Raw genomic sequence first — 24,975 nt, forward strand, 5'->3', positions numbered from 1 at the left:
GCATCATGCGCAGGGTCATCGTCCTCGGATCCACCGGATCCATCGGCACGCAGGCTCTCGACGTGATCCGGGCCAACCCCGAGCTCTTCGAGCTCGTCGGATTGGCGACCGGATCGCAGGAGACGCTGCTGCGCGAGCAGGCGGCGGAGTTCGGGGTCGCGCACACCGCTCTCGGGGCCGACGCCGCCGCGCAGCTCGTGCGCGAGGTCGAGGCCGATGTGGTGCTCAACGGCATCACCGGTTCCGTGGGGCTTGGCCCGACCCTCGCGGCGCTCGAGGCGGGGCGCACCCTCGCGCTCGCGAACAAGGAATCGCTCATCGTCGGCGGCCCGCTCGTGAAGCGGGCCGCCGCGGCGGGCCAGATCGTGCCGGTCGACTCCGAGCATTCGGCCATCGCGCAGGCGCTGCGCGGCGGATCCGCGGACGAGGTGCGGCGACTGGTCGTCACGGCCTCGGGCGGCCCCTTCCGCGGCCGCACGCGCGCGTCGCTCCGCGATGTGACGCCCGCGGAGGCGCTGAACCATCCCACGTGGGACATGGGGCGCGTCGTCACCACCAACTCGGCGACCCTCGTGAACAAGGGGCTTGAGGTCATCGAGGCGCACCTGCTCTTCGACGTGCCGTTCGAGCGGATCGACGTGGCCGTGCACCCGCAGTCGATCGTGCACTCGATGGTGGAGTTCGTCGACGGCTCCACGATCGCCCAGGCCTCGCCCCCGGACATGCGGCTGCCGATCGCCCTGGGCATGGCCTGGCCGCGCCGGGTGCCCGGGGTCGGGGCGCCGCTCGACTGGACGACGTCCGCCAGCTGGACGTTCGAGCCGCTCGACGACGCCGCCTTCCCCGCCGTGTCGCTCGCGAAGCAGGTGGGCGCCGCCGGATCCACCTTCCCCGCCGTCTACAACGCCGCCAACGAGCAGGCGGTCGACGCCTTCCACGAGGGGCGCCTGTCGTTCCTCGGCATCGTCGACACCATCGCGGAGGTCGTCGAACGGCACGAACCGCCGTCGGAGCTCACCCTCGACACGCTGGCCGAGGCCGAATCGTGGGCCCGCAGAACCGCCGACGAGCTGATCGGCGCCTGACCTGCTTTCAGCGGTTCCGGCAGGCCCCGTGAGACGATGTTGACGTGATCGACACGCCTCGCATCCGCCGCACGCCACCCACGATGCTGCGCCCCGAGCGGCCCACCGTCAGCCGCCTTTCCGACCTCGCCGAACTCACCGGGGGCACCGCGTCCCGCGACGCGGAGGTGACGGGCGTGACCGTGTCGTCCAGCGATCTCGTTCCGGGCGACATGTTCGTCGCGATTCGCGGCGTCAACCGGCACGGCGCGGAGTTCGCCGCCGCGGCCGCGGCGAACGGCGCGTCGGCGATCCTCACCGACGCCGAGGGCGAGTCGATCGCCGAGCCCGCCGGGCTGCCCGTGCTGGTCGTCCCGGATCCGCGGGGCGCGCTGCCTCTCGTCGCCCAGGCGGTCTACCGCACCGCCGACGACATCCCCCTGCTTCTCGCGACGACCGGCACGAACGGCAAGACGAGCGTCACGCACCTGCTCGAGGGCATGCTCACGCAGATCGGCGTGATCGCCGGTGCCTCGACCTCAGCGGAGCGCGTGGTCGCGGGCGAGCGCGTCGTCGCCGGTCTCACGAGCCCCGAGGCCAGCGAATTGCATGCCCTTATCGCGCGCATGCGCGAGAAGAACGTCGAGGCCTTCGCCGTCGAGGTGAGCGCCCAGGCCGTGACCCGTCACCGCGTCGACGGCGTGGTGTGGGACATCATGGGGTTCACGAACCTCACGCACGACCACCTCGATGACTACGGCGACATGGAGACCTACTACCAGGCGAAGGCGCCGCTGTTCCACGCCGATCGGAGCCGTCGTGCCGTCGTCTCCCTCGACTCCGCGCCGGGGGAGCGGATCGCGGCCGAGGCAGACATCCCGGTCACAACCATCGCGACCCGTGGCATCGCCGCCGAGAGCGCGCTCGCGAAGGCCGATTGGATCGTCGAGGTGACGCGCGAGCAGCAGTCCGGCACGAGTTTCCGCCTGACCGGGCCCGCCGGATCCCTCGAAACGACCGTCCCCGTCATCGGCGCGCACATGGCCGCGAACGCGGGACTCGGCATCGTGATGATGCTCGAGGCCGGCTACGCGTGGGACCGCATCACCGACGCGCTCGGCGACGGGATCCGCGCCTGGGTGCCGGGCCGCACGCAACTGGTGTCCGGATCCGCCGGGCCGGCCGTGTACGTCGACTTCGGGCACACGCCCGACGCCTTCGAGAAGACGCTGGCGGCGGTGCGCCGCGTGACTCCCGGCAAGGTCATCATGCTCTTCGGCGCCGACGGCGACCGCGACGCGACCAAGCGCTACGACATGTCGCGCACGGCGGTCGAGGGCTCCGACATCACCGTCATCACCGACCACCACCCCCGCTTCGAGAACGCCGCCTCTATCCGGCGCACGCTCGTTGACGCGGCGCGCGACGTGGATCCCGCGCACGAGGTGCACGAGGTCTCGCCTCCCGAGGCGGCCATCGAAACCGCTGTGTCGCTGGCGGGCGAGGGCGACGCCATCGTGTGGTGCGGGCCCGGCCACCAGAACTACCGGGACATCGAGGGCACGCAGTGGGGCTACTCGGCACGCGAGCTCGCGCGCCGCGCGCTCATCGCAGCCGGCTGGGACGCCCCCGAGCGCGTCTGGCCCAACCCCTACAACGACTGATGACCGTCGTCCTGTTCATCCTCGGCGTGCTCGTCATGCTGATCGGCCTCGGCCTGTCGATCGCCCTGCACGAGCTGGGGCATATCGTGCCCGCGAAGCTGTTCAAGGTGCACGTCGGCCAATACATGATCGGCTTCGGGCCGCGCATCTGGTCGAAGCAGTTCGGCGAGACGGAGTACGGCTTCCGCGCGCTCCCGCTGGGCGGATTCATCTCGATCGCGGGGATGTACCCGCCCAGTTCGGGGAAGAACCCGCGCCTGTTCGCCACGCTCGTGCAGGACGCCAGGGCGCAGAACGACGAGACGATCGACGCGGCCGCCGGCCGCACGCTGTACAGCCAGGCCACGTGGAAGCGCGTCGTCGTCATGCTCGGCGGTCCCTTCATGAACTTCGTGCTCGCGATCGTCGCGTTCACGGTTCTCCTGAGCGGCATCGGCATCACGCAGGCGACCTCGACGGTGGCGACGGTGTCCGAGTGCGTGCTGCCCGCGGGCTCGCCCCAGACCGCGTGCGCGCCCGGCGACGCCCCGACCCCCGCGGCCGAGGCGGGGCTGCTGCCGGGCGACACGATCACGGCCATCGACGGCACCGCCGTGAGCAGCTTCGAAGAGGCGTCCGCGATCGTCCGAGACCACCCCGGTGACCCGCTCGCGGTCGACATCCTCCGAGACGGATCCGCGCAGACCCTGCAGGTCACCCCGATCCTCGCGGAGAACGAGTACGTCGACGCCGACGGCGAAACCGTCGTCGACGAGGTCGGCTTCGTCGGCTTCAGCCCCGCATACGAACGGGTGCGGCAGCCGCTCTGGGCCGGCGCGGAGGAAGCCGTCGGCAGCGTCGGCTCGGTCATTGGCGTCATCGTGCACCTGCCGGTCACGCTCTACGACATCGCCGTCGACCTCGTCACGGGCGGCGAGAGGGATCCGGACGGGCCGATCAGCGTCATCGGTGTCGGCCGCATCGCGGGCGAGGTCGCCGCGACCGAGGCGCCGATCATCGATCGGCTCGCCGTGCTCGTCAACCTCATCGCCGCGCTCAACATCGCGCTGATGGTGTTCAACCTCATCCCGCTGCTGCCCCTCGACGGCGGGCACGTCGTCGTCGCCCTGTGGGACGGCCTCAAACGCCTCTTCGCCCGCATCACGGGGCGCGCGGCGCCGGCGCCCGCGGACGCGACGCGCCTCGTGCCCCTCACGCTCGTCGTCGTCGTGCTGATGATCGGCATGAGCGCGCTTCTCTTCGCCGCCGACATCTTCAACCCGGTCGACCTCTTCGGCGGCTGACCCGCCGGCCGCCGCGGCGGCCGGCGCTGGACCGGATCCGCGAGATCGCATCGATTTCGCGAGGTCGCATCGAGTTCGGTGCGCTTTCGCGAAAACCGTGCGATCTCGCGGGGAGGGCGCGCACGGATCCCCGCCGGGCTTGTGAGGGCGAGCCCGGCGCTCTTCCGGGATCCGCGAGATCTCACCTTTTTCGCGAGGTCGCATCGAGTTCAGTGCGCCTTCGCGAAAACGATGCGATCTCGCGGGGATGCTGGCGTGCTTACGGACGGAGGAGGACCTTGCCGATGCGGCCCTTGCGGTTGTGAGCGGCGACGGCGTCCGCGATGTCCGTCAGCGCGTAGCTTCCCTCGACGGGGAGCGTGATGGCGCCGGACGCGACCTTAGTGAGGATCTCCCCGAAGAGGGCCGTGCGCTCGTCGGGGCTGAGGGCGGGCATCACCTTCGCGCCCCAGAATCCGTCGATCGTGATGCCGCGGAAGATGATGTCGTTCATCGATCCTTCGAAATCCCACGACCCCATCCCGCCGAAGAGGCTGAGGCGGGCGCCGTCCGCGAGGACGGAGAGCATCTCGCCGGGCGCGGATCCCCCGACCGAGTCGGCTCCGCGCACGATCGGCGCGCCGCCGGTGATCTCGGCGACGCGATCGCGCCAGTCGTCCTGATCGGTCGCGACGATGTTGTCGATTCCGGCCTCGGCCAGTTCCGCGATGGCGTCGCTGCGCCGCACGAGGCCGACCACGTTGATGCCGCGGCTCTTCGCGAACTGCGCGAGGAGGCGGCCGACTGCTCCGCCCGCGGCGTTCTGGATGATCCAGTCGCCCTCGGCGAGGTCGAGGGTGTTGAGCAGCGCGAGGGCGCTCGCCGGCATCGAGATGAGCTGCGCCGCCGCCTCGTCGGCGATCGCATCGGGGACCGGGACGACGCCCGCGGCCTTCGCGACGAACTTCTCGGCCCAGACGCCGAAGGTGTTGACGGTGACGCGCTGGCCGAGCGCGAGGTGTGCGACGCCTTCGCCGAGCTCGACGACCGTGCCCGTGGCTTCGGTGCCCGCACGTGCGGGCAGGTCCGGCGTGAAGCCGTAGTCTCCGGAGACGGTGAGGAGATCGTGGTTGTGGATGGCGGAGGCGGTCATCGCGACGACCACCTCGCCCGGCCCGGCGACAGGATCCGGGATCTCCTCGACGCGGAGAACGCTGGCGGGTTCGGCGAAAGTGTGGTGAATCAAAGCACGCATACGGGGTGCAGCGCGGACGAGCCATCATCCATTCCCGCGCCACGCTGAGAGAGTCGCCAAAAGGTGCGGCCTCCCGGGGGCACGCAATGGCATTCGTGATCACCGACCGCCGACGACGCGGGTGGGGCGCTCTGAGCGCGCGCCCCGGTCGTCAGAGCGAGATGTCCGTGAGAACGCGAGATGTCGCCTCGCGCGGGGGTGCTGTATCGCGTTCCGCGAGGACGGCAGGGGAGGCGGGGCCGACGTCAGCCGAGGCGCTTCAGGGCGAGCTGCGCGGCGAGGCGCCCGGGCATGCCCGTCACGCCCGGACCGGGCACCGTCGACGCCGAGCAGAGGAAGATCCCGGGGTCGCTCGTCGCGGCCGGATTGAGGCTGAGCCGCGGGCGGGCGATCAGCTGGAACAGATCCGGCACGCCGCCGTCGATCGAGCCGCCGATCTGGTTCGGATTGAGCGCTTCCATGGCGCGCGGATCCGTGACGTGTCGGGCGAGGATCCGCTCGCGGAAGCCCGGCGCGAACTTCTCGATCCGTGCCTCGATCGCCTCCGTGATGTCCCCGTCGAAGCCGAACGGCACGTGGGCGTATCCGCCGAAGGCGCTCTTCCCGCGCGGCGCGCGGGACGGATCCAGCCTGGACGCCTGCGACAGCAGCAGGAACGGCTCCTCGGGCATGCGGCCCTTCGCGACGTCGCGCTCGGCGGCGATCACCTGCTCCGCGGATCCGCCCAGGTGCACGAACCCGGCCTCGCGCATCCCCTCATCGAGCCACGGCACCTCGCCCTCGATCGCCCAGTCGACCTTGTACGCGGCGGCGCCGTAGCGCATGCGATGCAGGGAGTTCGCGTAGGAGGGGCTGAATCGGTGGCCGGCGATCTTGAGCGCGTCGCGCGGGGACGTGTCGAGGAGGACGGCGCGCGCTCGCGGCAGTTCCTCGATGCGGGAGATGCGGGTTCCGGTGACGATCTCGCCGCCGAGCGACGTCAGCCGGGCGATCAGCGCGTCGGCGATCGACTTCGTCCCGCCGACCGCCACGGGCCATCCGACGCCGTGGGCGAACGCCCCGAGGGCCACGCCGACCAGCGCCGTCGCGGGCTGGCGCAGATCGACGATCGCGTGCGCCGCGAGCCCCGACAGCACGGCGCGACTGCGCTCGTCGCGCAGAAGACCGAGGAGCCAGGGCGTCGGCCACACGCTGGTGGCGCCGAGCGCGATGAGGTCCGGAGTCGGCCGGAGCGGGTTACCGATCGCGCGCCCCAACTGCCGCCATCGGGATCCGAACGTCCCCATGACCGCGCGCCACAGCTTCTCATCGGCGCCGAAGCCCGCCGCCGTCTCGGCCGCACTTCGGCGGACGAAGCCACTCACCCCGGGACGGATCGCGTGCCCGAGGGGTACATCGTTCTGCGCGAAGGCGAGGCCCTCGCGCTCGAGCCCGAGGGCACGGAAGGCGGGCGACGCCATCGCCATGGGGTGGTTCGACGCGCAGCAGTCGTGGATGAAACCGGGGAGGGTGACCTCGCCGCTGCGTAGCCCGCCGCCGGGCGTTTCGGCCGCCTCGTAGACGACGACGCGCCACCCCGCCTCCGCGAGAGTCACCGCGGCGACCAGCCCGTTGGGGCCCGATCCGACGATCACGGCATCCACGTCGTATGCGCTCATGGATCCACCCTACGGCCCGCGCAGCCCCCGAAGCCCGGCGCGGCGATTCCGGCGATAAGTGGGACATGGGGTGGAGCGTGTCCCACTTAATGCGGGTATGGCGCCGCTATTCCGGCGTTAACTGGGACATGCTTTGATGCGTGTCCCACTTGCTGCGGGTATGGCGCCCCTATTCCCGCACTAAGTGGGACACGCCCCAGCCCGTGTCCCACTTGATGCGGGTATGACGCCCCTATTCCGGCGTTAACTGGGACACGCCCCACCATATGTCCCACTTAGTGCGCGTATGGCGCCCCTATTCCCGCACTAACTGGGACACGCCCCACCCCGTGTCCCACTTGATGCACGGCACCCTACGCCAATGCGTGCGTGACGAGGCGCTCGAGGGTGCGGATGCCGTCGCGCGAGAGGATCGACTCCAGGTGACCCTGCACGCTGGCGAAGCGCTCGCCGCGGAGCGCGTACACGTCGCCCGTGTCGGAGGCCGCGATCTCGACCTCGCCCGCGGTGCACCGGCTCGCGCTCGGGGTCAGGCGCGTCACGCCGGGCATCACGCGAGCCGTGAAGGTGTTGTAGAAGCCGATCGCCGCGGGCTCGCCGAACACATCGACCGTCAGCTGCAGGCCCTGGTGCGGCGACGCGAGCGGCTGAATCGACAGCCCCAGCGTGGTCGCGAGCACCTGATGGCTCAGGCACACCGCGAGCAGCGGCCCGCGCTCGTCGATGCGGCGCGACACGACCTCGCGCAGGCGCGCGACGCGGGCGCTCTCGGTGTCGAGCGGATCCCCGGGGCCGGGCCCCGAGACGACAAGCTCGGCCGCATCGATCTGCGCGTCGGTCACGGCCGACCAGTGCGCGATGTCGACCTCGAGCCCGAGGTGCCGCAGCTGGTGGGCGAGCATCGTCGTGAAGCGGTCCTCGGCGTCGACGACGAGCGCGCGCTGCCCCGCGAGGGGCTTCGCCGCGGATCCGGTCTGCTCCTCCATCCAGAACGGCGCGAGGCGCGAGTTCCGAGAGGCGAGCAGCCCGGCGATCTCCGGATCCTCGGAGAGGCGCCGCGGCGCGGATCCGGGGGCGTCCTCGTCGACGCCGGTCACGGACGTCAGCGCGCGCGGGATCGCCCCGATCGCGCCGAGCACGCCGGCGGCCTTGCCGTGGGTTTCGGCGACCTCGCCGTAGGGGTCGCTGTGGCGCACGAGCGTGGCACCCGCGGGCACGCGCAGCCGGCCCTGTTCGATGTAGGCCGTGCGGATCAGGATCGGCGCATCGAGGTCGTGGCCCGTCTCGGTGGGCGTGAACAGCGCCGCGACGCCGGAGTAGTACCCGCGGGGGGTGGTCTCGTGGCGGCGGATCACGGTGCAGGCGTTCTGCATGGGTGATCCGGTGACCGTCGGGGCGAACATCGTCTCGCGCAGGATGTCGCGCGGATCCATCTGCGATCGGCCGCGGAGGACGTACTCGGTGTGCGTCAGCCGCGACATCTCCTTGAGGTGCGGGCCGGTGATGCGGCCTCCGTCGCTGCAGACGGCACTCATCATCTTCAGCTCTTCGTCCACGACCATGAAGAGCTCCTCGGTCTCCTTGGTGTCGCGGAGGAAGGCACTGAGCGTCTCGACGGTGGCACCGCCGGCGGGGTGTCGGAAGGTGCCGGAGATGGGGTTCATCTCGACGACGCGCGCCGCGGATCCGTCGCTCCGCGCGGTCACGTGCGCCTCGGGGCTGGCCCCGACGGCGACGTGGTCGCGGGTGACGATCGCGAAGGTCCAGTACGCGCCGCGCTCGTGTTCGAGCAGCGCGCGGAACCAGGTGAGCGCGGCGACGCGCGGATCCGCGTTGACGTTCGCGCGGTAGTCGCGGCGGATGACGAAGTTCGCCCCTTCGCCGCGGCCGATCTCGTCGCGGATCACGGTGCGCACGATCTCGGCGTAGCTGTCGTCGTCGATGTCGAAGCCCGCGTCGGTGAGCGGCACCTGCGCCGTGGGGAGTTCGGCGAGCACGTCGGCGGCGGGGATCCGCTGGTGGTCCTCGACGAGCAGGCAGCGCAGCGGCGCACCGTCGTCGTGCGCCTCGAAGCCGCGCTCGGCGACCTGGCGGTAGGGCACCATCGCGAGCACCTCGCGGGCGGATCCGTCGGCGTCCGTGAGGGGGATGTCGGCGAGCCTGTCGACGTCGACGGTCGGGCCCGTCAGGACTTCGACCGTTTCGGCGCCGTCGCGGGCGATCAGCGCGAAGGAACGCTCGGGATCCGCCGCGAGCGCGGAAATCAGGCGGGCGGGATTGTCGGCCACGGGGGTCTCTCTTCTGTCGGGCGGCGGTCCCGCATACACGAAACGACCGCCGGTGAAGGGCGGTCGTTGAAAATCGGGTTCACGAAACGGGCCGCCTACGAGGCGCGCCACCAGGTGAGGTTCGTGAACACACGTCAGACGCTACACACTCCCTGAGGATCCGTGCAACTGGGGGAGCCTTGTCGGTCACGCGGCGTAGTCTTATGCACGTGCCAGCAGTGAACCTCGGTATGCCGACCGCCCAGACCCTCGCGCCCCGCCGCAAGTCACGACAGATCAATGTCGGGAAGGTGAAGGTCGGCGGCAACGCACCCGTCAGCGTGCAGTCGATGACCACGACGAAGACGCACGACATCAACGCGACGCTCCAGCAGATCGCCGAGCTGACGGCGTCGGGCTGCGAGATCGTCCGTGTCGCGTGTCCGACCGACAAGGACGCCGACGCGCTGAAGATCATCGCGATGAAGAGCCAGATCCCGGTCATCGCGGACATCCACTTCCAGCCGAAGTACGTCTTCCAGGCGATCGACGCCGGTTGCGGCGCCGTGCGCGTGAACCCCGGCAACATCCGCAAGTTCGACGACAAGGTCGGCGAGATTGCCAAGGCGGCGAAGGACGCGGGCGTCTCGCTGCGCATCGGCGTGAACGCCGGCTCGCTCGACCGGCGCCTGCTGGAGAAGTACGGCAAGGCGACGCCCGAGGCGCTCGTCGAGTCGGCCGTGTGGGAGGCATCGCTGTTCGAAGAGCACGACTTCCACGACTTCAAGATCTCGGTCAAGCACAACGACCCCGTCGTCATGGTGCAGGCGTACCGCATGCTCGCCGAGCGGGGCGACTGGCCGCTCCACCTCGGCGTCACGGAGGCCGGACCGGCCTTCCAAGGCACGATCAAGTCGGCGACCGCGTTCGGCATCCTGCTGGGCGAGGGCATCGGCGACACGATCCGTGTGTCGCTCTCCGCTCCGCCCGCGGAGGAGGTCAAGGTCGGCCACCAGATCCTGCAATCGCTGAACCTGCGCGAGCGCACGCTGGAGATCGTCTCCTGCCCGTCGTGTGGTCGCGCCCAGGTCGACGTCTACACGCTCGCGGAGGACGTCACGGAGGGGCTCAAGGACATGACCGTGCCGCTGCGTGTGGCCGTCATGGGCTGCGTCGTCAACGGTCCCGGCGAGGCGCGCGACGCCGACCTCGGAGTGGCGAGCGGCAATGGCAAGGGGCAGATCTTCGTGAAGGGCGAGGTCATCAAGACCGTGCCCGAATCCGAGATCGTGCAGACCCTCATCGAGGAGGCCAACCGCCTCGCCGACGAGATGGGCCCCGACGCCCGCGTGGGCACCGCGCAGGTCGTGACCGTCTGATCCCCGCGCGCGGTGCGCCGCTCCGCGTCGGACGCACCGCACTCGGAAGCGTGTCGGACGTAGCGCCTAGGCTGGATCCATGACCACCGCACCCGCCGTTCCCTGGGGCGACGCACTCGGCCAGGAGGCTGCCGTCGAGGTGCTGCGGCAGGCCGCGTCCGACGCTTCGAAGCTCGCCCACGGCTGGCTCCTGACGGGCCCTCCCGGATCCGGTCGCTCGACGCTCGCGCGCGCCTTCGCCGCGGCGCTCATCGCGCGCGACGAGCGCGATGAAGCGACGATGAAGCAGGTGCTCGCGGGCACGCACCCGGATCTGACGCTTCTGAAGACCGAGGGCGTGATCATCACGATCAAGGACGCCCGCGCAATCGTGGAACGGTCGTACTATGCGCCGAGCGCGGGCCGATTCCGCGTCGTGATCATCGAAGACGCCGATCGCATGGCCGAGCGCACGTCGAACGTGCTGCTGAAGGCCCTCGAGGAGCCGCCGGAGCAGACGATCTGGATCCTCTGCGCGCCGAGCGACGCCGATCTGCTGCCGACGATCCGATCGCGCGTGCGCATGCTCCGGCTCCGCGAGCTCGAGACGAGCGATGTGGCGCGGCTGCTCGTCGAACGCACCGGTGTGGATCCGCAGCTCGCGGAGCAGTCGGCGCGCCATGCGCAGAGGCACATCGGGATGGCGCAGCGGCTCGCGACGGACGAGGCGTCGCGCACACGGCGCGACGAGACAGTGCGGGACGTGCTGGCGCTGAAGGGCGTGGGCGGCGTCGTCGACGTAGCGGCCAGGATCGTCTCCGCGGCGAACGACGATGCGAAGGCGCTCACTGCCGAGCGCGACGAGGCCGAGCGCGCGTCGTTCCTGCGCACGATCGGCGTTGCCGACGGGGCGCGCATCCCACCGGCGGTGCGCAGCCAGCTCAAGGCTCTCACCGACGACCAGGAGAAGCGTTCCAAGCGCAGCGTGCGCGACGGCCTCGACCGGGTGCTGACAGACCTGCAGTCGGTGTTCCGCGACATCGTGCTCCTGCAACTGGGCCGCGACCGCGAGCTCATCAACCTCGAATACCGCGAGGAGATGCGCGTCAAGGCCGAGAAATGGACAGCCGAGCGCACCCTCACGATCCTCGACCACATCGCCGAGACTCGCGAGGCGCTCGAGCGCAACGTGCAGCCGGCGCTCGCGTTCGAGAGCCTCCTGCTGACCGTCGTGACCGGAAGGAAACCGTGATCCGCCGCCTCTTCGCTGCCCTCGCCGTGGTCGGTGCGCTCGCCGCATCCGCCGCCTGCACGCCGCAGCCCTCGCGCCCCGAGGTGCCGGAGAAGCCGCCGGTGACCGACGGGGTTCCCGAGGAGCTGCTGTCGTTCTACCAACAGCAGCCGCAGTGGGAGGACTGCGCCGACGGCTTCCAGTGCGCGACGATCGACGCGCCGCGAGACTGGGACAACCCCGCCGACGGCACGATCGAGCTCGCGATGACACGTCCGGCCGATCGACCTGCAGATCCGCAGAGCTCGCTGCTCGTCAATCCGGGCGGCCCCGGCGGATCCGGGATCGAATACGTGCAGTCGTCGATCGGGTACGACGGCTTCGGTGAGGCCCTTCTCGACACCTTCGACATCGTCGGCTTCGACCCGCGCGGGGTGGGGGAGTCCACGCCTGTGGCGTGTCTCGACGCCGATGACATGGACGCCTACCTGTACGACATCCCGTCGGGCGCGCGCGGATCCGAAGAGTGGGAAGCCGAGTTGGAGGCGGGGGCAGAGACCTTCGCGGCCGGATGCGAGGAGTCGTCCGGCGACATCCTGCCGTTCATCACGACCGAACAGTCGGCGCGCGACATGGATCTGCTGCGCGGAGTGCTGGGCGATCGGAAGCTGAACTACCTCGGCTTCTCGTACGGCACCTACCTCGGTGCGACATACGCCGAGCTGTTCCCTCAGAACACGGGGAACCTCGTCCTCGACGGGGCGATGGATCCCTCGGTGTCGTCGAGCGAGGTGGGGCGCTCGCAGGTCGTGGCGTTCGAGAAGTCCCTCGGCACGTATCTCGAGGCTTGCCTTGAGGCCTCGGCATGCCCGTTCCGCGGCACGCTCGATCAGGCGTACGACGGCGTCGCCTCGCTCCTCGCCCGCCTCGATCGCAACCCTCTTCCGACCGCGGACGGTCGAGAGCTGGGCGGCGACGCGATGATGCTCGGCATCGTCGTGGCGCTCTACAACGAGCAGAACTGGCCGTCGCTGACCGAGGCGCTCGCGAACGCGTCCGACGGCGATCCGGAGATGGCCATGTACCTCGCCGACTTCTACAACGAGCGGGCGCAGGGCGGCGGCTACCTGTCCAATTCGACCGAGGCCTTCACCGCGTACAACTGCATGGACTACCCGACCGAGACCGACGAGCAGTACGAGGCCGACAAGGAGTACCTCTCCGAACACGCGCCGGTCACCTGGGAGTACATGCTCGGGGCCGACCCCTGCCAGTACTGGCCCGTGCCGCCGAGCGGTGTGCGCGAACCGATCACCGCGGCCGGTGCCGCACCGATTCTCGTCGTGGGCACCACCGGCGACCCCGCGACGCCGTACGCGTGGGCGGAGGCGCTCGCCGACGACCTCGAGTCGGGCCAGCTGCTGACTCGCAGGGGCGAGGGGCACACGGCCTACGGATCCGGCAGCGCGTGCATCGACGAGGCCGTCGAGGCCTTCCTCGTCGACGGGACCCTTCCGGAGGAGGGGCTCGTCTGCTCGTGACGGATCCGGCACGCCCGGGATGCGACCAGGATTCGCGCACGCCCGCGTGAACGAGTAACATCAATACTCGTGCCGCTCACGCGGCGCGGGAATGCCGCCTTAGCTCAGTTGGTAGAGCGATTCACTCGTAATGAATAGGTCGTGGGTTCGAATCCCACAGGTGGCTCAGACGAAAGGCCCCGGGTAACCGGGGCCTTTCCGCGTTGTCGTGCAGTCACTCCCACACGCTGGGGGCGGGCCGGCGGGTGCCCGGAAGGCGCGTCGCATCGGACCACACGTGCATCCACTCGGGTGCCTCGGGCAGCTCGCCCTCGAAACCCAATGCGCTGAAGAGCTCCTCGTGCGAAACGGACCCGCCGGAACGGCGGAGGATCCGCCCCCTCACGATCGCGCGCGCGTAGACCTCGCCGTCGACGACGGCGCGATGCTCCATGTAGAGCGCCTTCTCGTCGTGTCCGATCCATCGCGTCTCGATGTCGAAGCGGGTGAACAGCTCGAGCGATTTGCGGAAGGTGATCGTCTCGTTCGCGACCACGGCGTACCAGCCGTTCTCGCGGAAGGCATCACCGAGGCCCGTGCGGGCGGTCATGTCCCAGCGGCCGAGGTCGAAGAGCGACAGGTATCGGCCGTTGTTCATGTGCCGGAGCAGGTCGATGTCGGTCGGCAGCGTCGTCAGGCGGATCCGCGTCACCGCGTCGAGGGGCACGGTCCCCTCGCGCCGGCGGCGCAGCTTCGCGCGGAGCATGATGATCAGGGTGCGCCAGAGTACGTTCACGAGGGCCCACGTTAGCGCCGCTGAGCGCCGATCTTCGAGCGCGTTATGCGGATCCCACAATGGGGCGGCGCTTCGGCCGTAGCGCGTGGGCGGCGATGGCGCCGCCGATCGCGCCGCCCACGTGACCCTGCCACGACACGTTCGCTCCGGCCGCGAAGATGCCGGTCAGCATCGTCGCCCCGTAGAGCGAACCCACGACGAGCGCGATGGCGCCATAGAGGATCCCGCGTCCGACCGAGGGAGCGAAGAACGCGCGCACCATCAGGTAGCCGAAGTAGCCGAACACGACGCCGGATGCGCCCACCGTGACGGTGCCGGGCGAATTGATGACCCATGCGAAGATGCCGCTGGACGCGGCCGTGATGCCCGTGACGATCCAGTAGCGCCGTGTGCCCTCGAACGCGATCAGGACGCCGAGGATCGCGAACGGCACGCTGTTGGCGATGATGTGGCCCCAGCCGGAGTGCAGGAAGGGTGAGGTGACGAGGCCGATCAGCCCGGGCGGATCCCACGCCTCCACGCCGAAGGTGTAGTTGAGGCGGTAGCGGACGATCACGTTCACGAACTGCACCGCCCAGATGACGGCGAGCAGGATGAGCGGCTGCATGGCGGCCTCGAGCAGGGGTCGGCGCGGTGCGGGCGTCGGCGTGGTCATGCGACCAGTCTGTCACCGAACGACCCTGCTTCCGTCGGAGCGGCGTAGCGTGGAGGCACCGACGAACCCCTACCCGAGGAGGATCCATGGCACGCGTGCTCATCATCGGCGGACACGGCAAGGTGGCAATGCGGTTGGCCCCGCTCCTGATCGATCGCGGCGACGAGGTCACGAGCGTCATCCGCAACCCCGATCACGCATACGAGGTTGGGCAGACGGGTGCTTCGCCCGTCGTCGCCGACGTCGAGACGCTCGACGAGGCGGCACTCACTGAGGTGTTCCGCGGTCACGACGCGGTCGTGTGGTCGGCGGGCGCCGGGGGAGGGGATCCGCAGCGCACCCGCGCGGTCGACCTCGACGGCGCGGTCCGATCGATGTCGGCGGCGGCCGCCGCCGGCGCGACGCGCTACGTGATGGTCTCCTATCTGGGGGCGAGCCGCGATCACGGTGTGCCCGAGGACAACTCGTTCTATGCGTATGCCGAGGCGAAGTCGATCGCGGACGAGCACCTCCGCGGGACCGACCTCGATTGGACGATCCTCGCCCCGGGGCCGCTGACGCTCGACGAGCCCACCGGGCTCATCGAGGTCGAGGAGCCCGGCGACGGGCGGGTGACCCGCGGCGATGTCGCGGCCGTGGCGGCGGCGGTGCTCCACGACCCGTCGACGATCCGCCGCACCATCGCCTTCGGCAATGGATCCGTGCCGATCGCGGACGCGATCCGCGGTTGAGAACGCGGATTGGGCCGCACAGCGGACGTGAACTAAACTCGTCTGCGGGCCTATAGCTCAGCTGGCAGAGCATCGGACTTTTAATCCGCGGGTCGCGGGTTCGATCCCCGCTGGGCCCACACCGAGAAGCCCTCGGAGCGTGCGTCGCTCCGAGGGCTTCTGTGTATTCCGCGAGCGGCATATGATCCGCCGCCTCGCGGCGTTGTCAGACGCCGCCGCCGAAGTCGTTCTGGCGCCAGGCCTCGAAGGTCGCGATCGCGGCGGAGTTGGAGAGGTTGAGCGAGCGGATCCCGGGGCGCATGGGGATGCGCAGGAGCCGGGTGACGCGCGGATCCGACATGATCTCCGGCGGGAGGCCGGTCGGCTCGGGGCCGAACATGAGTGCGTCGCCGGGCTCGTAGGACACGTCGGTGTAGCGGTTCTCGGTGTGGCCCGTGAACGCGTAGATGCGGCCCGTGCCCTCGGCCTCGAGGTGGGTCACAAGCGCGTCGAAGTTCGGGTGGATCGTGACGTGCGCGAGGTCGTGGTAATCCAGGCCGGCCCGCTTCAGCTTGGTATCGCTCATCTCGAAGCCGAGCGGCTCGACGAGGTGCAGCATGTTGCCGGTCGCGGCCGACGTTCGGATGGCGTTGCCCGTGTTCTGGGGGATGCGGGGCTCGAAGAAGACGATGTGGAACACCCCTCGACGCTACTCCCGTCCGCCGAGCATTGGTGGGGAGAACGGCACCCAACTGGTCAACCGGTACGATGAATGACGTCAGGTCGCGTCAGGAAAGGGCAGGCGGATGAACGAACGTCACAATGGGGTCGACACCCTCGCTCCCGTGGACCCGCTGCTCGTGGAGGCGCTCGAGCAGATCGGTGCCGAGGTTGGCGTGCGCGCGACGGACCGACTCGCCGCCGCCCACGATGCGTCCCACTACCTCCTCACGCCGCGCGCCGTCGTCACGGCCCGCACCGCCGAGGACGTGGCGGCGACCTTCCGCGCCGCACGCGCCCAGGGCGTCCCCGTGACGTTCCGATCGGGCGGCACGAGCCTGTCCGGGCAGGCGGGATCCGACGGCGTTCTGATCGATACCCGCCACCACTTCCGCGGGATCGAGGTGCTCGACGGGGGCGCGCGCGTGCGCGTGCAGCCCGGCGCGACGGTGCGGGCGACGAACACGAGGCTCGTCCGTCGGAAGCGGAAGCTGGGGCCGGATCCGGCGAGCGAGATCGCGTGCACGATCGGCGGCGTCGTCGCCAACAACTCCTCCGGGATGTCCTGCGGAACGCACGCGAACACCTACCGCACGCTCGAGTCGGCCGTCCTCGTGCTCCCAAGCGGAACCGTCGTCGACACGGGTTCACCGGGCGCCGACGAGCGCCTCCGCGCCGCGGAGCCGCGGCTCGTCCGCGGTCTCGAGCGGATCCGAGACCGGATCCGGCAGAACCCCGACTCGGTGGCGACGCTGACGCGCCTGCACGCGATCAAGAACACGATGGGCTACGGCCTGAACTCCTTCCTCGACTTCGACGAGCCCGTGAAGATCCTCGAGCACCTCGTGATCGGATCCGAGGGAACCCTCGCCTTCGTCGCCGAGGCGACCTTCCGCACGGTGCCGATCCTGCCGCACGTCTCGACGGGCCTGCTCGTGTTCGCGAACCTCGCCGACGCGACTGCCGCGCTACCCGCCCTCGTTGCCGCCGGCTTTGCGACGATCGAGCTGCTCGACGCGGCCTCGTTGCGGGTTGCGCAGCGTGACCACGAGGCGACGAAGGAGCTGCGCGCGCTCGCCGTCGTCGATCACGCCGCCCTGCTGGTGGAGTTCCAGGAGGCGACGCCGGCCGAGCTCGAGGCCCGCTCGGAGGCGGCGTCGGAACTCCTCTCGCGCCTGCCGCTGGCGTCACCCGCGGCGATGACGACGGATCTGGTGACGCGCGCCCAGCTGTGGCACATCCGGAAGGGCCTGTTCACGACCGTCGCCGAGGCGCGGCCCTCGGGCACGAACGCGCTCCTGGAGGACATCGCGGTTCCCGTCGAGCGGCTCGGCGAAACCTGCGAGCGGCTCATCGAGCTGTTCGACAAGCACGGCTACGAGGAGAGCGTGATCTTCGGCCACGCGAAGGACGGCAACATCCACTTCCTCGTGAACGAGCGATTCGATGACGCGGCGAACCTCGCGCGCTACGAGGCGTTCACGGAGGAGATGGTCGAGCTCGTGCTCTCTCGCGGTGGCACGCTCAAGGCCGAGCACGGCACGGGCCGAATCATGGCCCCGTTCGTGAACCGCCAGTACGGCGACGAGCTGTACGAGGTGATGTGGGAGGTCAAGCGACTCGTCGACCCGGAGGGGCTACTCAATCCGGGTGTGCTGCTGACGGAGGATCCGCTCGGCTACACGCGCGACCTCAAGACGGCGCCGACCGTCGAGAGCGAGGTCGATCGATGCGTCGAGTGTGGGTACTGCGAGCCGGCGTGTCCGTCGAAGGACGTGACACTCACGCCCCGCCAGCGCATCGTGCTGCGCCGCGAGATGGAGCGCGCCCGCGCGGCGGGTGACACGGCCCTGGTGAAGACGCTCGAGAAGGAATACGGCTACGACGGCATCGACACCTGCGCGGTCGACGGCATGTGTCAGATCGCCTGCCCCGTGCGCATCAACACGGGCGACCTCGTGCGCCGCCTGCGCAAGGAGAATCAGAACGCCATCTTGCAGGCGGGCTGGAACGTCGCCGCGAAGAACTGGGACACGATCAGCGGGGTCGGCGGCAAGGCGCTGTCGTTCGCCGATGCCCTCCCGACCGCGCTCCCGAAACTCGCCACGCAGCTCGGTCGCGCGGTCCTCGGATCCGACACCGTGCCGCTGTACACGGCAGACCTGCCCGGGGGTGGATCCCGTCGGCCGCTCGTGAACGCCGACGAGCCGGAGGCGATCTACTTCTCGTCGTGCACGACCACGATGTTCGGCCCCGTCGGCGGAGACGGTGTCGCGCAGTCGTTCCTCCGCCTGTGCGAGCGCGCGGGTGTGCGGGTGGCGACGCCCGACGACCTGCCCTCGCTCTGCTGCGGCACGCCGTGGAAGTCGAAGGGCCTTTCGCGGGGGTACGCCAAGATGACGTCGCGGGTGGCGTCGTCGCTGCTCCGCGCCACCGACAATGGCCGCCTGCCCGTGGTCTGCGACGCCTCGAGCTGCACCGAGGGCCTCGAGGTGCTGCTTGCCGCGGCGGATGAGCACGGGATCCGAGTGATCGACGCGGTTGCCTTCGTCGACGAGCGGATCCTGCCGGCGCTTCCCGCGGGGCAGAAGGTGGAATCGGTGACGGTGCACCCAACCTGCTCGTCGGCGCACCTGGGCATCGTCGAGGCGCTGACGCGCGTCGCCGGCGCCGCGGCCGAGGAGGTCGTCGTGCCCGAGGATTGGGGTTGCTGCGGCTTCGCGGGCGACCGCGGGATGCTTCACCCCGAGCTGACCGAGAGCGCGACGCGCGCCGAGGCCGCGGACGTTGCGGCCGCCGGATCCGCGGTGCACGCGTCGCTCAACCGCACGTGCGAGCTCGGCATGACCCGCGCGACAGGTCACGAATACCGCCACATCCTTCAGCTGCTCGACGACGCGACCGCGTGAGCGGCGCGCCCCCGCGCGGCGCGCGCCGACCAGCGCCCGCCGTGGTGGGCGACGGCGATGGGGTAGTCGAACGCCTCGGTGACCAGCTCGGTCGTGAGGACGTCGCGTGCGGCGCCCCGCGCCAGCACGCGGCCCTCCGCGATGATCATCGCGTGCGTCGTTGACTCCGGAAGTTCCTCGAGATGGTGCGTGACGAGCACCGTCGCGAGCGAGGGGTGGGTGCGGTGCAGGTGGTCGACGGTCTCGAGTAGCTGCTCGCGCGCCGCGACGTCGAGGCCCGTCGACGGCTCGTCGAGCAGCAGGAGCGGCGGATCCATGAGCAGCGCTCGTGCGATCAGAGTGCGTCCCCGCTCACCCTGGGACATCGTCGGCCAGCGCGCGGACTCCTTGCCCGCGAGGCCGAGCATGTCGATGAGTTCGTGCGCGCGCCGGAACAGGCAGGGTGTGGGCTCCCAGCGCATCATCCGTTCGTTCGTGCCCGTCGCACCGGTCAGCACGACATCGAGGACCGAGAGGGGTGACGAGACGGCATGCCGTGGGTTCACGTGTCCGATCTGCTCGCGCAGCTTCCTGATCTCGACGCGTCCGAGCTGTTGCCCGAGCACGAACACGGACCCCCGGGTCGGGTGCTCCTGCGCGCCGCACATGGTGAGCATGGTCGACTTTCCGGCCCCGTTCGGGCCGATGAGCGCCCAGTGTTCACCGGCCCGAACGGTGAGGGAGATGTCGGTGAGCAGCTGCCGCCCGCCGCGCACCACGTCGACCGAATCGAGCCTCAGAATCTCCGTCATGCATCCACTTCCTCGCGCACCGCGGCGCGATTGGCTGCCGCCAGCACGGCGGCGGCGCTCGCCGCGAACACCGACCGGTCCATGCCGGCCGCCCAGCCCGTCGCGCCGTTCGAGCGATACTCGATCATCGTGAGCGCGTCGCTCGAGCTTCCCGCGCGCACGCTCGTCTGGTGCAACTCTGTCACATCGATGTCGATGCCCGCCTCGGCAAGGGTCGCCACGATCGCCTCGACCGGACCCGCGTCGGCGAAGGTGCGGGTGACCGCGGATCCGCCCGACCGCAGGGCGACCGCGACCCGGGATCCGTCGATATCGAGCCGCTCCAGGGTGACGCGGGGCGCGGGATCCGACAGATACGCGTCGCGGAATACGTCCCAGATCTGATCGGCCGACACCTCGGCGCCGCTCGCCTCGGAGCGCCGCTGCACATGCCGCGCGAGATCGATCTGCGCGCGCCGCGGCAGCTCGATGCCGTAATCCGTCTCGAGCAGGTAGGCGATCCCGCCCTTGCCGGATTGCGAGTTCACGCGGATGACCGCATCGTAGCTGCGCCCGATGTCGGCGGGATCGATCGGCAGGTACGGCACGCGCCAGTCGATGTCCGACTCGGGCATCCCGAGCGCGGCCGCTCGCCGGCGGTGCTCGGCGAATCCCTTCCGGATCGCATCCTGATAGGTTCCGCTGAACGCCGTGTGTACGAGATCGCCGACATAGGGGTGTCGCGGGTGCACCTCGATGCGGTTGCAGTACTCCACGGTGCGGCGGATCTCGTCGATGTCGGAGAAATCGATCATCGGATCCACGCCCTGCGCGTGCAGGTTGAGCGCGAGGGTGGCGATGTCGACGTTCCCCGTGCGTTCGCCGTTACCGAAGATGCATCCCTCCACGCGCTGGGCCCCCGCGAGGACCGCGAGTTCGGCGCACGCGATGCCGGTGCCGCGGTCGTTGTGCGGGTGCACCGAGAGGATCACGCCGTCGCGCCGCGCGAGGTTGCGGTGCATGTACTCGATCTGGTCGGCGTACACATTGGGCGTCGCGGCCTCGACCGTCGCCGGGAGGTTGAGGATCACGGGGCGATCGGGGCGCGCATCCCAGAGTTCCGTCATCGCGTCACAGACCTCCAGCGCGTAGTCGGGCTCCGTCAGGTTGAACACCTCGGGGCTGAACTGGAAGCGCACGTTCGGCAGGTGCCCGGCGAGCTCGAGGATGTCTCGCCCGCCCGACAGGATCAGCTCGGTGAGGGCCGCGCGGTCGTGTCCGAGCACGGTCTCGCGCCACGCGGGGGCCGTCGCGGTGTACACGTGGATGACGACGGGGTTGGTGATGCCGTCGATCGCGGCAACGGTGCGCTCGATGAGGTCGCGGCGAGCCGCCGTAAATACGACGATCGTTACGTCATCGGGGGCGATGGCGCTCTCCGCGATGAGCCGCACGAAGTCGAAGTCCGTCTGCGAGGCCGAGGGGTATCCGACCTCGATCTCCTTGTAGCCCATGCGCACCATCAGCTCGAAGAAGCGGCGCTTGCGTTCGGGATCCATCGGTTCGGCGAGCGCCTGGTTGCCGTCGCGCAGGTCGACCGGCACCCAGAGCGGCGCCTCGGTGATGCGTGCGTCGGGCCAGCGGCGGTCGGTGAGCGGCACGCCGACGCGGGAAAAGATGTCGGTGTAGCGATGCGAGGGCATCGTCGAGGGGGATTGGCGGTTCCAAGAAGCGGTCATGGGGTCGTCCTTCTGAGAGCGAGAAGCGACCGGCGCGCGGAGCCCCCGCGGCGGGGAGCCGGTCTGTTCAGGCCCCGCCGCGGCAAAGAAGGAGAAGCGCGCGCGACATCATGTGATGACGCTAGCACAACTCCTCAGACAAGTTGAGGAGTTGTTAGTATGAGGGCATGACCCAGATCAGGCGGGAACCGCTCGCCGACCAGGCGGCACGGGCGCTCTTCGAACGGATTCGCGGGGGAGAGTGGTCGCTCGGGGCGAAGCTCCCCGGCGAAACGACGCTCGGCCCGCAGCTCGGCGTCGGGCGGTCCACCGTCCGCGAAGCGATCCGCCAGCTCGCGGGGCGCGGCGTGCTCGAGACCCGCCAGGGAGCCGGCGTCTTCGTGACCGCGCTCGATGCGCCGGAGGACTGGGGCGCGGTACTGGGGCGCGCCGATATCGCCGCCGTCATCGAGGCGCGTATCGCGATCGAATCGGAGGGCGCGCACCTCGCGGCCGAGCGTCGCTCGCCCGCGGCGATCCGCAGGATCCGGCGGGCACTCGCCGAGCGCGGCGGTGCCCACGACACCCGAGAGGAGTACGTCGACGCCGACATGCGCTTCCACCGCGCCGTCGTCGAGGCCGCGGACAACCCGGTGCTCCTCGAGCTGTTCGATGCGTTCGTGCCGCGCCTGCGGCGCGCGATGATCGACATGCTCCGGATCCATCGCCACACGGACGACGACGTCGACCGCGATGCGCACGCCGACCTCGCCGAAGCGATCGCGGATCGCGACGGCGCGCGCGCCCGCGAGCTCAGCCGCGCGCACCTCCGGGGCCTGATCGACGCGCTGGGCTGATCCGAGCCGCGAGGCCCGCTGAATACCGAGATCGCCGCCGACGCGGGAGAATGGATCCCGTGACCGGATCCGTCTGGCGCATCCCCGGGATGCGTGCCCTGCTCGTGGCGAGTGCCCTCGGTTTCGCGGGCTATGCCCTGCTCCTCCCGACCGCGCCGCTCTGGGCACGGCACGGAGGCGCGGACGAAGGCGGCGCGGGGCTTGTCAACGCGATCCTCATGCTCGCCACAGTCCTGGTGCAGACGACGGTGCCATGGGCGCTTCGAACGATCGGATGGCGGGCCACGATGGTCACCGGGGCCGTGCTGCTCGGCGCCCCGTCGCTCCTGTTCGTGATGAGCGATGCGCTGTGGGCCGTGCTCGCGGTCTCGGCGCTCCGCGGTGCCGGCTTCGCGGTCGTGACGGTGTGCGGATCGAGCGCCGTGGCGCACCTGGTCCCCGAGTCGCACCGCGGCCGGGCGATCGGGATCTACGGCCTGTCGATCGCGGTGCCGCAGTTCCTGCTGATCCCGTCGAGCGCATGGATCGCCGAGAACATCGACTTCCGGGTGATCTTCCTGCTCGGCTTCCTCCCCGTGCTCGCGGTTCCGTTCGCCGCCGCGATCGGCGGGCGCATCGACCGCGCGCCGCAGGACGACGCGCCGCGGGTGCCGGTGACGATGAACGCGCTCGCCGCCGTTCTCGTGCCGGCCCTCGTGCTCACCGCCATCGCGGCGCCGGCGGGCGCCATCATCTCCTTCGCGCCGCAGTTCGGTTTCGGCGGGGCGACGGTCCTCGTCGCACTTCTGATCCTGACGGGCGTCACGGCGTTCGCGCGCTGGCTCGCGGGAGGTTACGCCGACCGATACGGCCCGCACCGCTTCATCGCCCCGCTACTCGTCGCCGGCGCGCTGGGCCTCGTCGCGAGCGCCTTCGCCATCCTGTGGGGGAGCGCCCCGCTCGTCTGGGGAGGCATGGTCCTCGTGGGAATCGCGTACGGGGGCATCCAGAACCTGACGCTCGTCGAGTCGTTCGGATCCGTCCCGCAGCGCCTGCGCGAGCTGGCCAGCACGAGCTGGAACATCGGCTTCGACACCGGCACGGGGCTCGGCTCGCTCGTCGTCGGATTCATCGCCGCGGGCACGAGCTTCACGGTCGGTCTGGGCGTCACCGCGGCCGTATGCGTGGTGACCGCGGCGTGTTACCTCGGCCGCCTGCGAGGACTGAAGAAGAGGGCCGTGCCCTATCCCGCGTGACGCGGGCGCGCGGCGATCACGCGAAGGTGCGCGGGCGTCGGAGTCACGACCGACGCCTCGTACTCCGGGTGCTTCGGCAGCCATGCCTTGACGTACGGGCACACGGGAACGACCTTCATCCCGCGGGCCACGATGTCGTCGAGAACGGCGCGCACGAGCTGCGACGCGAGCCCCTGGCCGGAACGGCTGCTGTCGACGAAGGTGTGGAACACGATCCGCTCGTCGCCGTCGTCGGCGTACGACTCTTCCCCGATCTCGGTGTCTCCGTCGAGCAGGACGTAACGCAGTTCCTCGGGGCGGTCTTCGACTGTTGCCATGATCTTCTCCTACTCGCGGGGACGCAGCCGTGCATTGGGCAACACGGGAGCGGGGAGGGGGGCGGGCTGGCCCGCGGGGAAGTCTCCGAAAAGAGGATCGATGATCTCGCCGTCTTCGAACCCCATCTCGGCCTGGTAGCGCCGCCGGTAGTCGGCGACCTCGTCGTGGTTTCGACCGATGAAGTTCCACCACATCACGATCTGCTCCCCGAACGGGACTCCGCCGAGCAGAATCACCCGCGCGCCGTCGACCGACGAGAGCGACAACGTGTCGGATCCCGGCGGAACGTAGCCCAGCTCGCGGTGCGCGACCGTCGTGCCGTTCACCTCGATCTCGCCGGTCTCCGCGAGGGCCGCGAATTCGAAGTCGCGGCTCACCTCGAGGTGCGCGACGGCGGCGGGGGCGAGGATCAGTTCGGCACCGAGCAGCTCTGGAGTCCGCGTGTCGACGGGCGACGTCGACCCCGCCAACGACCCGATAAATACGCGGGCCGTGACCCCGTCTCCCGCGGGAACGGGGGAGGGCTCGTAGTGCTCGAAGTGGTTGTCGCTGAAGCGCGAGGCATCGGGGAGGGCATACCAGAGCTGCACGCCGTGGAGCGTCTGCGTCTCCGGCGTCGAGAGCTCCTGGTGCGTGATTCCGCGGCCGGCGATCATCAGGTTCAGCTCGCCCGGTCGGACCCGCGCCGCGTTGCCGCCCGAGTCGAGGTGATCGATCTCGCCGGAGAAGAGCCACGACACCGTCGCCAGCCCGGTGTGCGGGTGGCGAGGAACGTGCATGCCGCCGGTCGACGACACGTCGTCGGGGCCGTAATGGTCGATGAAGCACCACGAACCGACGAGCGAGCGCTTCTTCTGAGGAAGCGTGCGCGACACGGGCATGGCGCGTGGGCCGCCGAGCGGGACGTCCCGGGGCTCCAGCACCTCGACATTCGTGCATGCCGCTCCCGGCTCGAGAACGGCGACCTCGGGGAAGCGCTCCTCATTGCTCATACCCTCAGCCTACAAT

Annotated in this window: 20 protein-coding genes and 2 tRNA genes; 12 read left to right on the forward strand and 10 right to left on the reverse strand. The window is 70.0% G+C overall.

Features of this window, described 5'->3' with window-relative positions; all coding sequences use genetic code 11:
- Positions 1-5 precede the first annotated feature (5 nt).
- From dxr to IEX05_RS06790, 3 genes are all read left to right on the forward strand, one after another.
- Positions 6-1,085: a 1-deoxy-D-xylulose-5-phosphate reductoisomerase gene (dxr, locus tag IEX05_RS06780; protein WP_188700607.1), complete on the forward strand. Its 1,080-nt coding sequence runs from the start codon at positions 6-8 to the stop codon at positions 1,083-1,085.
- A gap of 83 nt (positions 1,086-1,168) precedes the next feature.
- A complete protein-coding gene (locus IEX05_RS06785; RefSeq protein WP_188700802.1) occupies positions 1,169-2,728 on the forward strand; it encodes a Mur ligase family protein in 1,560 nt (519 codons plus the stop codon).
- Positions 2,728-4,011 carry a M50 family metallopeptidase gene (locus IEX05_RS06790; RefSeq protein ID WP_188700608.1) on the forward strand — a complete coding sequence of 428 codons (1,284 nt, stop codon included), beginning with the start codon at positions 2,728-2,730 and terminating at the stop codon, positions 4,009-4,011. Before IEX05_RS06785 ends, IEX05_RS06790 begins: the two co-directional genes overlap by 1 nt.
- A gap of 259 nt (positions 4,012-4,270) precedes the next feature.
- On the opposite strand, the gene IEX05_RS06795 is transcribed toward IEX05_RS06790, so the two are convergent.
- The 3 genes from IEX05_RS06795 to IEX05_RS06805 all read right to left on the reverse strand — a co-directional run bounded on the left by IEX05_RS06795 (position 4,271) and on the right by IEX05_RS06805 (position 9,191).
- Positions 4,271-5,245, reverse strand: a complete 975-nt coding sequence (locus tag IEX05_RS06795) for a zinc-binding dehydrogenase (protein ID WP_188700609.1) — start codon at positions 5,243-5,245, stop codon at positions 4,271-4,273.
- Positions 5,246-5,490: 245 nt separating this feature from the next.
- Positions 5,491-6,903 carry a phytoene desaturase family protein gene (locus tag IEX05_RS06800; RefSeq protein WP_188700610.1) on the reverse strand — a complete coding sequence of 471 codons (1,413 nt, stop codon included), beginning with the start codon at positions 6,901-6,903 and terminating at the stop codon, positions 5,491-5,493.
- A gap of 353 nt (positions 6,904-7,256) precedes the next feature.
- A complete protein-coding gene (locus IEX05_RS06805; protein WP_229661173.1) occupies positions 7,257-9,191 on the reverse strand; it encodes an anthranilate synthase family protein in 1,935 nt (644 codons plus the stop codon).
- A 209-nt stretch (positions 9,192-9,400) separates the two neighbouring features.
- Between IEX05_RS06805 and ispG the strand changes: the two genes are divergently transcribed.
- The 4 genes from ispG to IEX05_RS06825 all read left to right on the forward strand — a co-directional run bounded on the left by ispG (position 9,401) and on the right by IEX05_RS06825 (position 13,466).
- Complete coding sequence (ispG, locus tag IEX05_RS06810; protein ID WP_188700611.1) at positions 9,401-10,549, forward strand: flavodoxin-dependent (E)-4-hydroxy-3-methylbut-2-enyl-diphosphate synthase; 1,149 nt, start codon at positions 9,401-9,403, stop codon at positions 10,547-10,549.
- A 79-nt stretch (positions 10,550-10,628) separates the two neighbouring features.
- Entirely contained in the window at positions 10,629-11,780 is a 1,152-nt protein-coding gene (locus IEX05_RS06815) for a DNA polymerase III subunit delta' (RefSeq protein WP_188700612.1), read from the forward strand.
- Positions 11,777-13,300, forward strand: a complete 1,524-nt coding sequence (locus IEX05_RS06820; protein WP_188700613.1) for an alpha/beta hydrolase — start codon at positions 11,777-11,779, stop codon at positions 13,298-13,300. Before IEX05_RS06815 ends, IEX05_RS06820 begins: the two co-directional genes overlap by 4 nt.
- 93 nt (positions 13,301-13,393) lie before the next feature.
- Positions 13,394-13,466, forward strand: a tRNA-Thr gene (locus IEX05_RS06825).
- A gap of 48 nt (positions 13,467-13,514) precedes the next feature.
- Here IEX05_RS06825 and IEX05_RS06830 read toward each other — a convergent pair.
- Both IEX05_RS06830 and IEX05_RS06835 read right to left on the reverse strand, forming a co-directional pair.
- The gene (locus IEX05_RS06830; protein WP_188700614.1) at positions 13,515-14,075 is read right to left on the reverse strand and encodes a thioesterase family protein; all 561 of its coding nucleotides are present in this window, start codon (positions 14,073-14,075) and stop codon (positions 13,515-13,517) included.
- A gap of 43 nt (positions 14,076-14,118) precedes the next feature.
- Complete coding sequence (locus IEX05_RS06835; RefSeq protein WP_188700615.1) at positions 14,119-14,730, reverse strand: rhomboid family intramembrane serine protease; 612 nt, start codon at positions 14,728-14,730, stop codon at positions 14,119-14,121.
- Between the two features lie 86 nt (positions 14,731-14,816).
- On the opposite strand from IEX05_RS06835, the gene IEX05_RS06840 reads away from it, so the two are divergent.
- Both IEX05_RS06840 and IEX05_RS06845 read left to right on the forward strand, forming a co-directional pair.
- Positions 14,817-15,461: an SDR family oxidoreductase gene (locus IEX05_RS06840; RefSeq protein ID WP_188700616.1), complete on the forward strand. Its 645-nt coding sequence runs from the start codon at positions 14,817-14,819 to the stop codon at positions 15,459-15,461.
- 46 nt (positions 15,462-15,507) lie between these two features.
- A tRNA-Lys gene (locus IEX05_RS06845) sits at positions 15,508-15,580 on the forward strand.
- Between the two features lie 86 nt (positions 15,581-15,666).
- Here IEX05_RS06845 and IEX05_RS06850 read toward each other — a convergent pair.
- Positions 15,667-16,140, reverse strand: coding sequence for a tRNA (cytidine(34)-2'-O)-methyltransferase (locus IEX05_RS06850; RefSeq protein WP_188700617.1), 474 nt, complete (start codon positions 16,138-16,140; stop codon positions 15,667-15,669).
- Between the two features lie 106 nt (positions 16,141-16,246).
- On the opposite strand from IEX05_RS06850, the gene IEX05_RS06855 reads away from it, so the two are divergent.
- Positions 16,247-19,069 (forward strand): FAD-binding and (Fe-S)-binding domain-containing protein, encoded by a 2,823-nt coding sequence (locus IEX05_RS06855; RefSeq protein ID WP_188700618.1) that lies wholly within the window; start codon positions 16,247-16,249, stop codon positions 19,067-19,069.
- Here IEX05_RS06855 and IEX05_RS06860 read toward each other — a convergent pair.
- Both IEX05_RS06860 and IEX05_RS06865 read right to left on the reverse strand, forming a co-directional pair.
- On the reverse strand, positions 19,042-19,860 hold the full coding sequence (locus IEX05_RS06860) for an ABC transporter ATP-binding protein (protein WP_188700619.1): 819 nt from the start codon (positions 19,858-19,860) through the stop codon (positions 19,042-19,044). The two genes, IEX05_RS06855 and IEX05_RS06860, sit on opposite strands and share 28 nt — an antisense overlap.
- Positions 19,857-21,578: a 2-isopropylmalate synthase gene (locus IEX05_RS06865; RefSeq protein ID WP_229661174.1), complete on the reverse strand. Its 1,722-nt coding sequence runs from the start codon at positions 21,576-21,578 to the stop codon at positions 19,857-19,859. Before IEX05_RS06865 ends, IEX05_RS06860 begins: the two co-directional genes overlap by 4 nt.
- Before the next feature lie 167 nt (positions 21,579-21,745).
- Between IEX05_RS06865 and IEX05_RS06870 the strand changes: the two genes are divergently transcribed.
- A complete protein-coding gene (locus IEX05_RS06870; RefSeq protein ID WP_188700620.1) occupies positions 21,746-22,414 on the forward strand; it encodes a FadR/GntR family transcriptional regulator in 669 nt (222 codons plus the stop codon).
- A 59-nt stretch (positions 22,415-22,473) separates the two neighbouring features.
- Positions 22,474-23,649, forward strand: a complete 1,176-nt coding sequence (locus IEX05_RS06875; RefSeq protein WP_188700621.1) for an MFS transporter — start codon at positions 22,474-22,476, stop codon at positions 23,647-23,649.
- Here IEX05_RS06875 and IEX05_RS06880 read toward each other — a convergent pair.
- Positions 23,637-23,966 (reverse strand): GNAT family N-acetyltransferase, encoded by a 330-nt coding sequence (locus IEX05_RS06880; protein WP_188700622.1) that lies wholly within the window; start codon positions 23,964-23,966, stop codon positions 23,637-23,639. The two genes, IEX05_RS06875 and IEX05_RS06880, sit on opposite strands and share 13 nt — an antisense overlap.
- A gap of 9 nt (positions 23,967-23,975) precedes the next feature.
- Complete coding sequence (locus tag IEX05_RS06885; protein ID WP_188700623.1) at positions 23,976-24,959, reverse strand: pirin family protein; 984 nt, start codon at positions 24,957-24,959, stop codon at positions 23,976-23,978.
- Positions 24,960-24,975 lie beyond the last annotated feature (16 nt).

It is taken from the genome of Microbacterium nanhaiense, assembly GCF_014646015.1.
Lineage (GTDB): Bacteria > Actinomycetota > Actinomycetes > Actinomycetales > Microbacteriaceae > Microbacterium > Microbacterium nanhaiense.

Bases quoted from the DNA above. Each gene is read 5' to 3' on its own strand.
- dxr (WP_188700607.1), top strand. From the start codon at position 6: ATGCGCAGGGTCATCGTCCTCGGATCCACCGGATCCATCGGCACGCAG.
- IEX05_RS06785 (WP_188700802.1), top strand. From the start codon at position 1,169: ATGCTGCGCCCCGAGCGGCCCACCGTCAGCCGCCTTTCCGACCTCGCC.
- IEX05_RS06790 (WP_188700608.1), top strand. From the start codon at position 2,728: ATGACCGTCGTCCTGTTCATCCTCGGCGTGCTCGTCATGCTGATCGGC.
- IEX05_RS06795 (WP_188700609.1), bottom strand. From the start codon at position 5,245: ATGCGTGCTTTGATTCACCACACTTTCGCCGAACCCGCCAGCGTTCTC.
- IEX05_RS06800 (WP_188700610.1), bottom strand. From the start codon at position 6,903: ATGAGCGCATACGACGTGGATGCCGTGATCGTCGGATCGGGCCCCAAC.
- IEX05_RS06815 (WP_188700612.1), top strand. From the start codon at position 10,629: ATGACCACCGCACCCGCCGTTCCCTGGGGCGACGCACTCGGCCAGGAG.
- IEX05_RS06835 (WP_188700615.1), bottom strand. From the start codon at position 14,730: ATGACCACGCCGACGCCCGCACCGCGCCGACCCCTGCTCGAGGCCGCC.
- IEX05_RS06840 (WP_188700616.1), top strand. From the start codon at position 14,817: ATGGCACGCGTGCTCATCATCGGCGGACACGGCAAGGTGGCAATGCGG.
- IEX05_RS06855 (WP_188700618.1), top strand. From the start codon at position 16,247: ATGAACGAACGTCACAATGGGGTCGACACCCTCGCTCCCGTGGACCCG.
- IEX05_RS06860 (WP_188700619.1), bottom strand. From the start codon at position 19,860: ATGACGGAGATTCTGAGGCTCGATTCGGTCGACGTGGTGCGCGGCGGG.
- IEX05_RS06865 (WP_229661174.1), bottom strand. From the start codon at position 21,578: ATGACCGCTTCTTGGAACCGCCAATCCCCCTCGACGATGCCCTCGCAT.
- IEX05_RS06870 (WP_188700620.1), top strand. From the start codon at position 21,746: ATGACCCAGATCAGGCGGGAACCGCTCGCCGACCAGGCGGCACGGGCG.
- IEX05_RS06880 (WP_188700622.1), bottom strand. From the start codon at position 23,966: ATGGCAACAGTCGAAGACCGCCCCGAGGAACTGCGTTACGTCCTGCTC.
- IEX05_RS06885 (WP_188700623.1), bottom strand. From the start codon at position 24,959: ATGAGCAATGAGGAGCGCTTCCCCGAGGTCGCCGTTCTCGAGCCGGGA.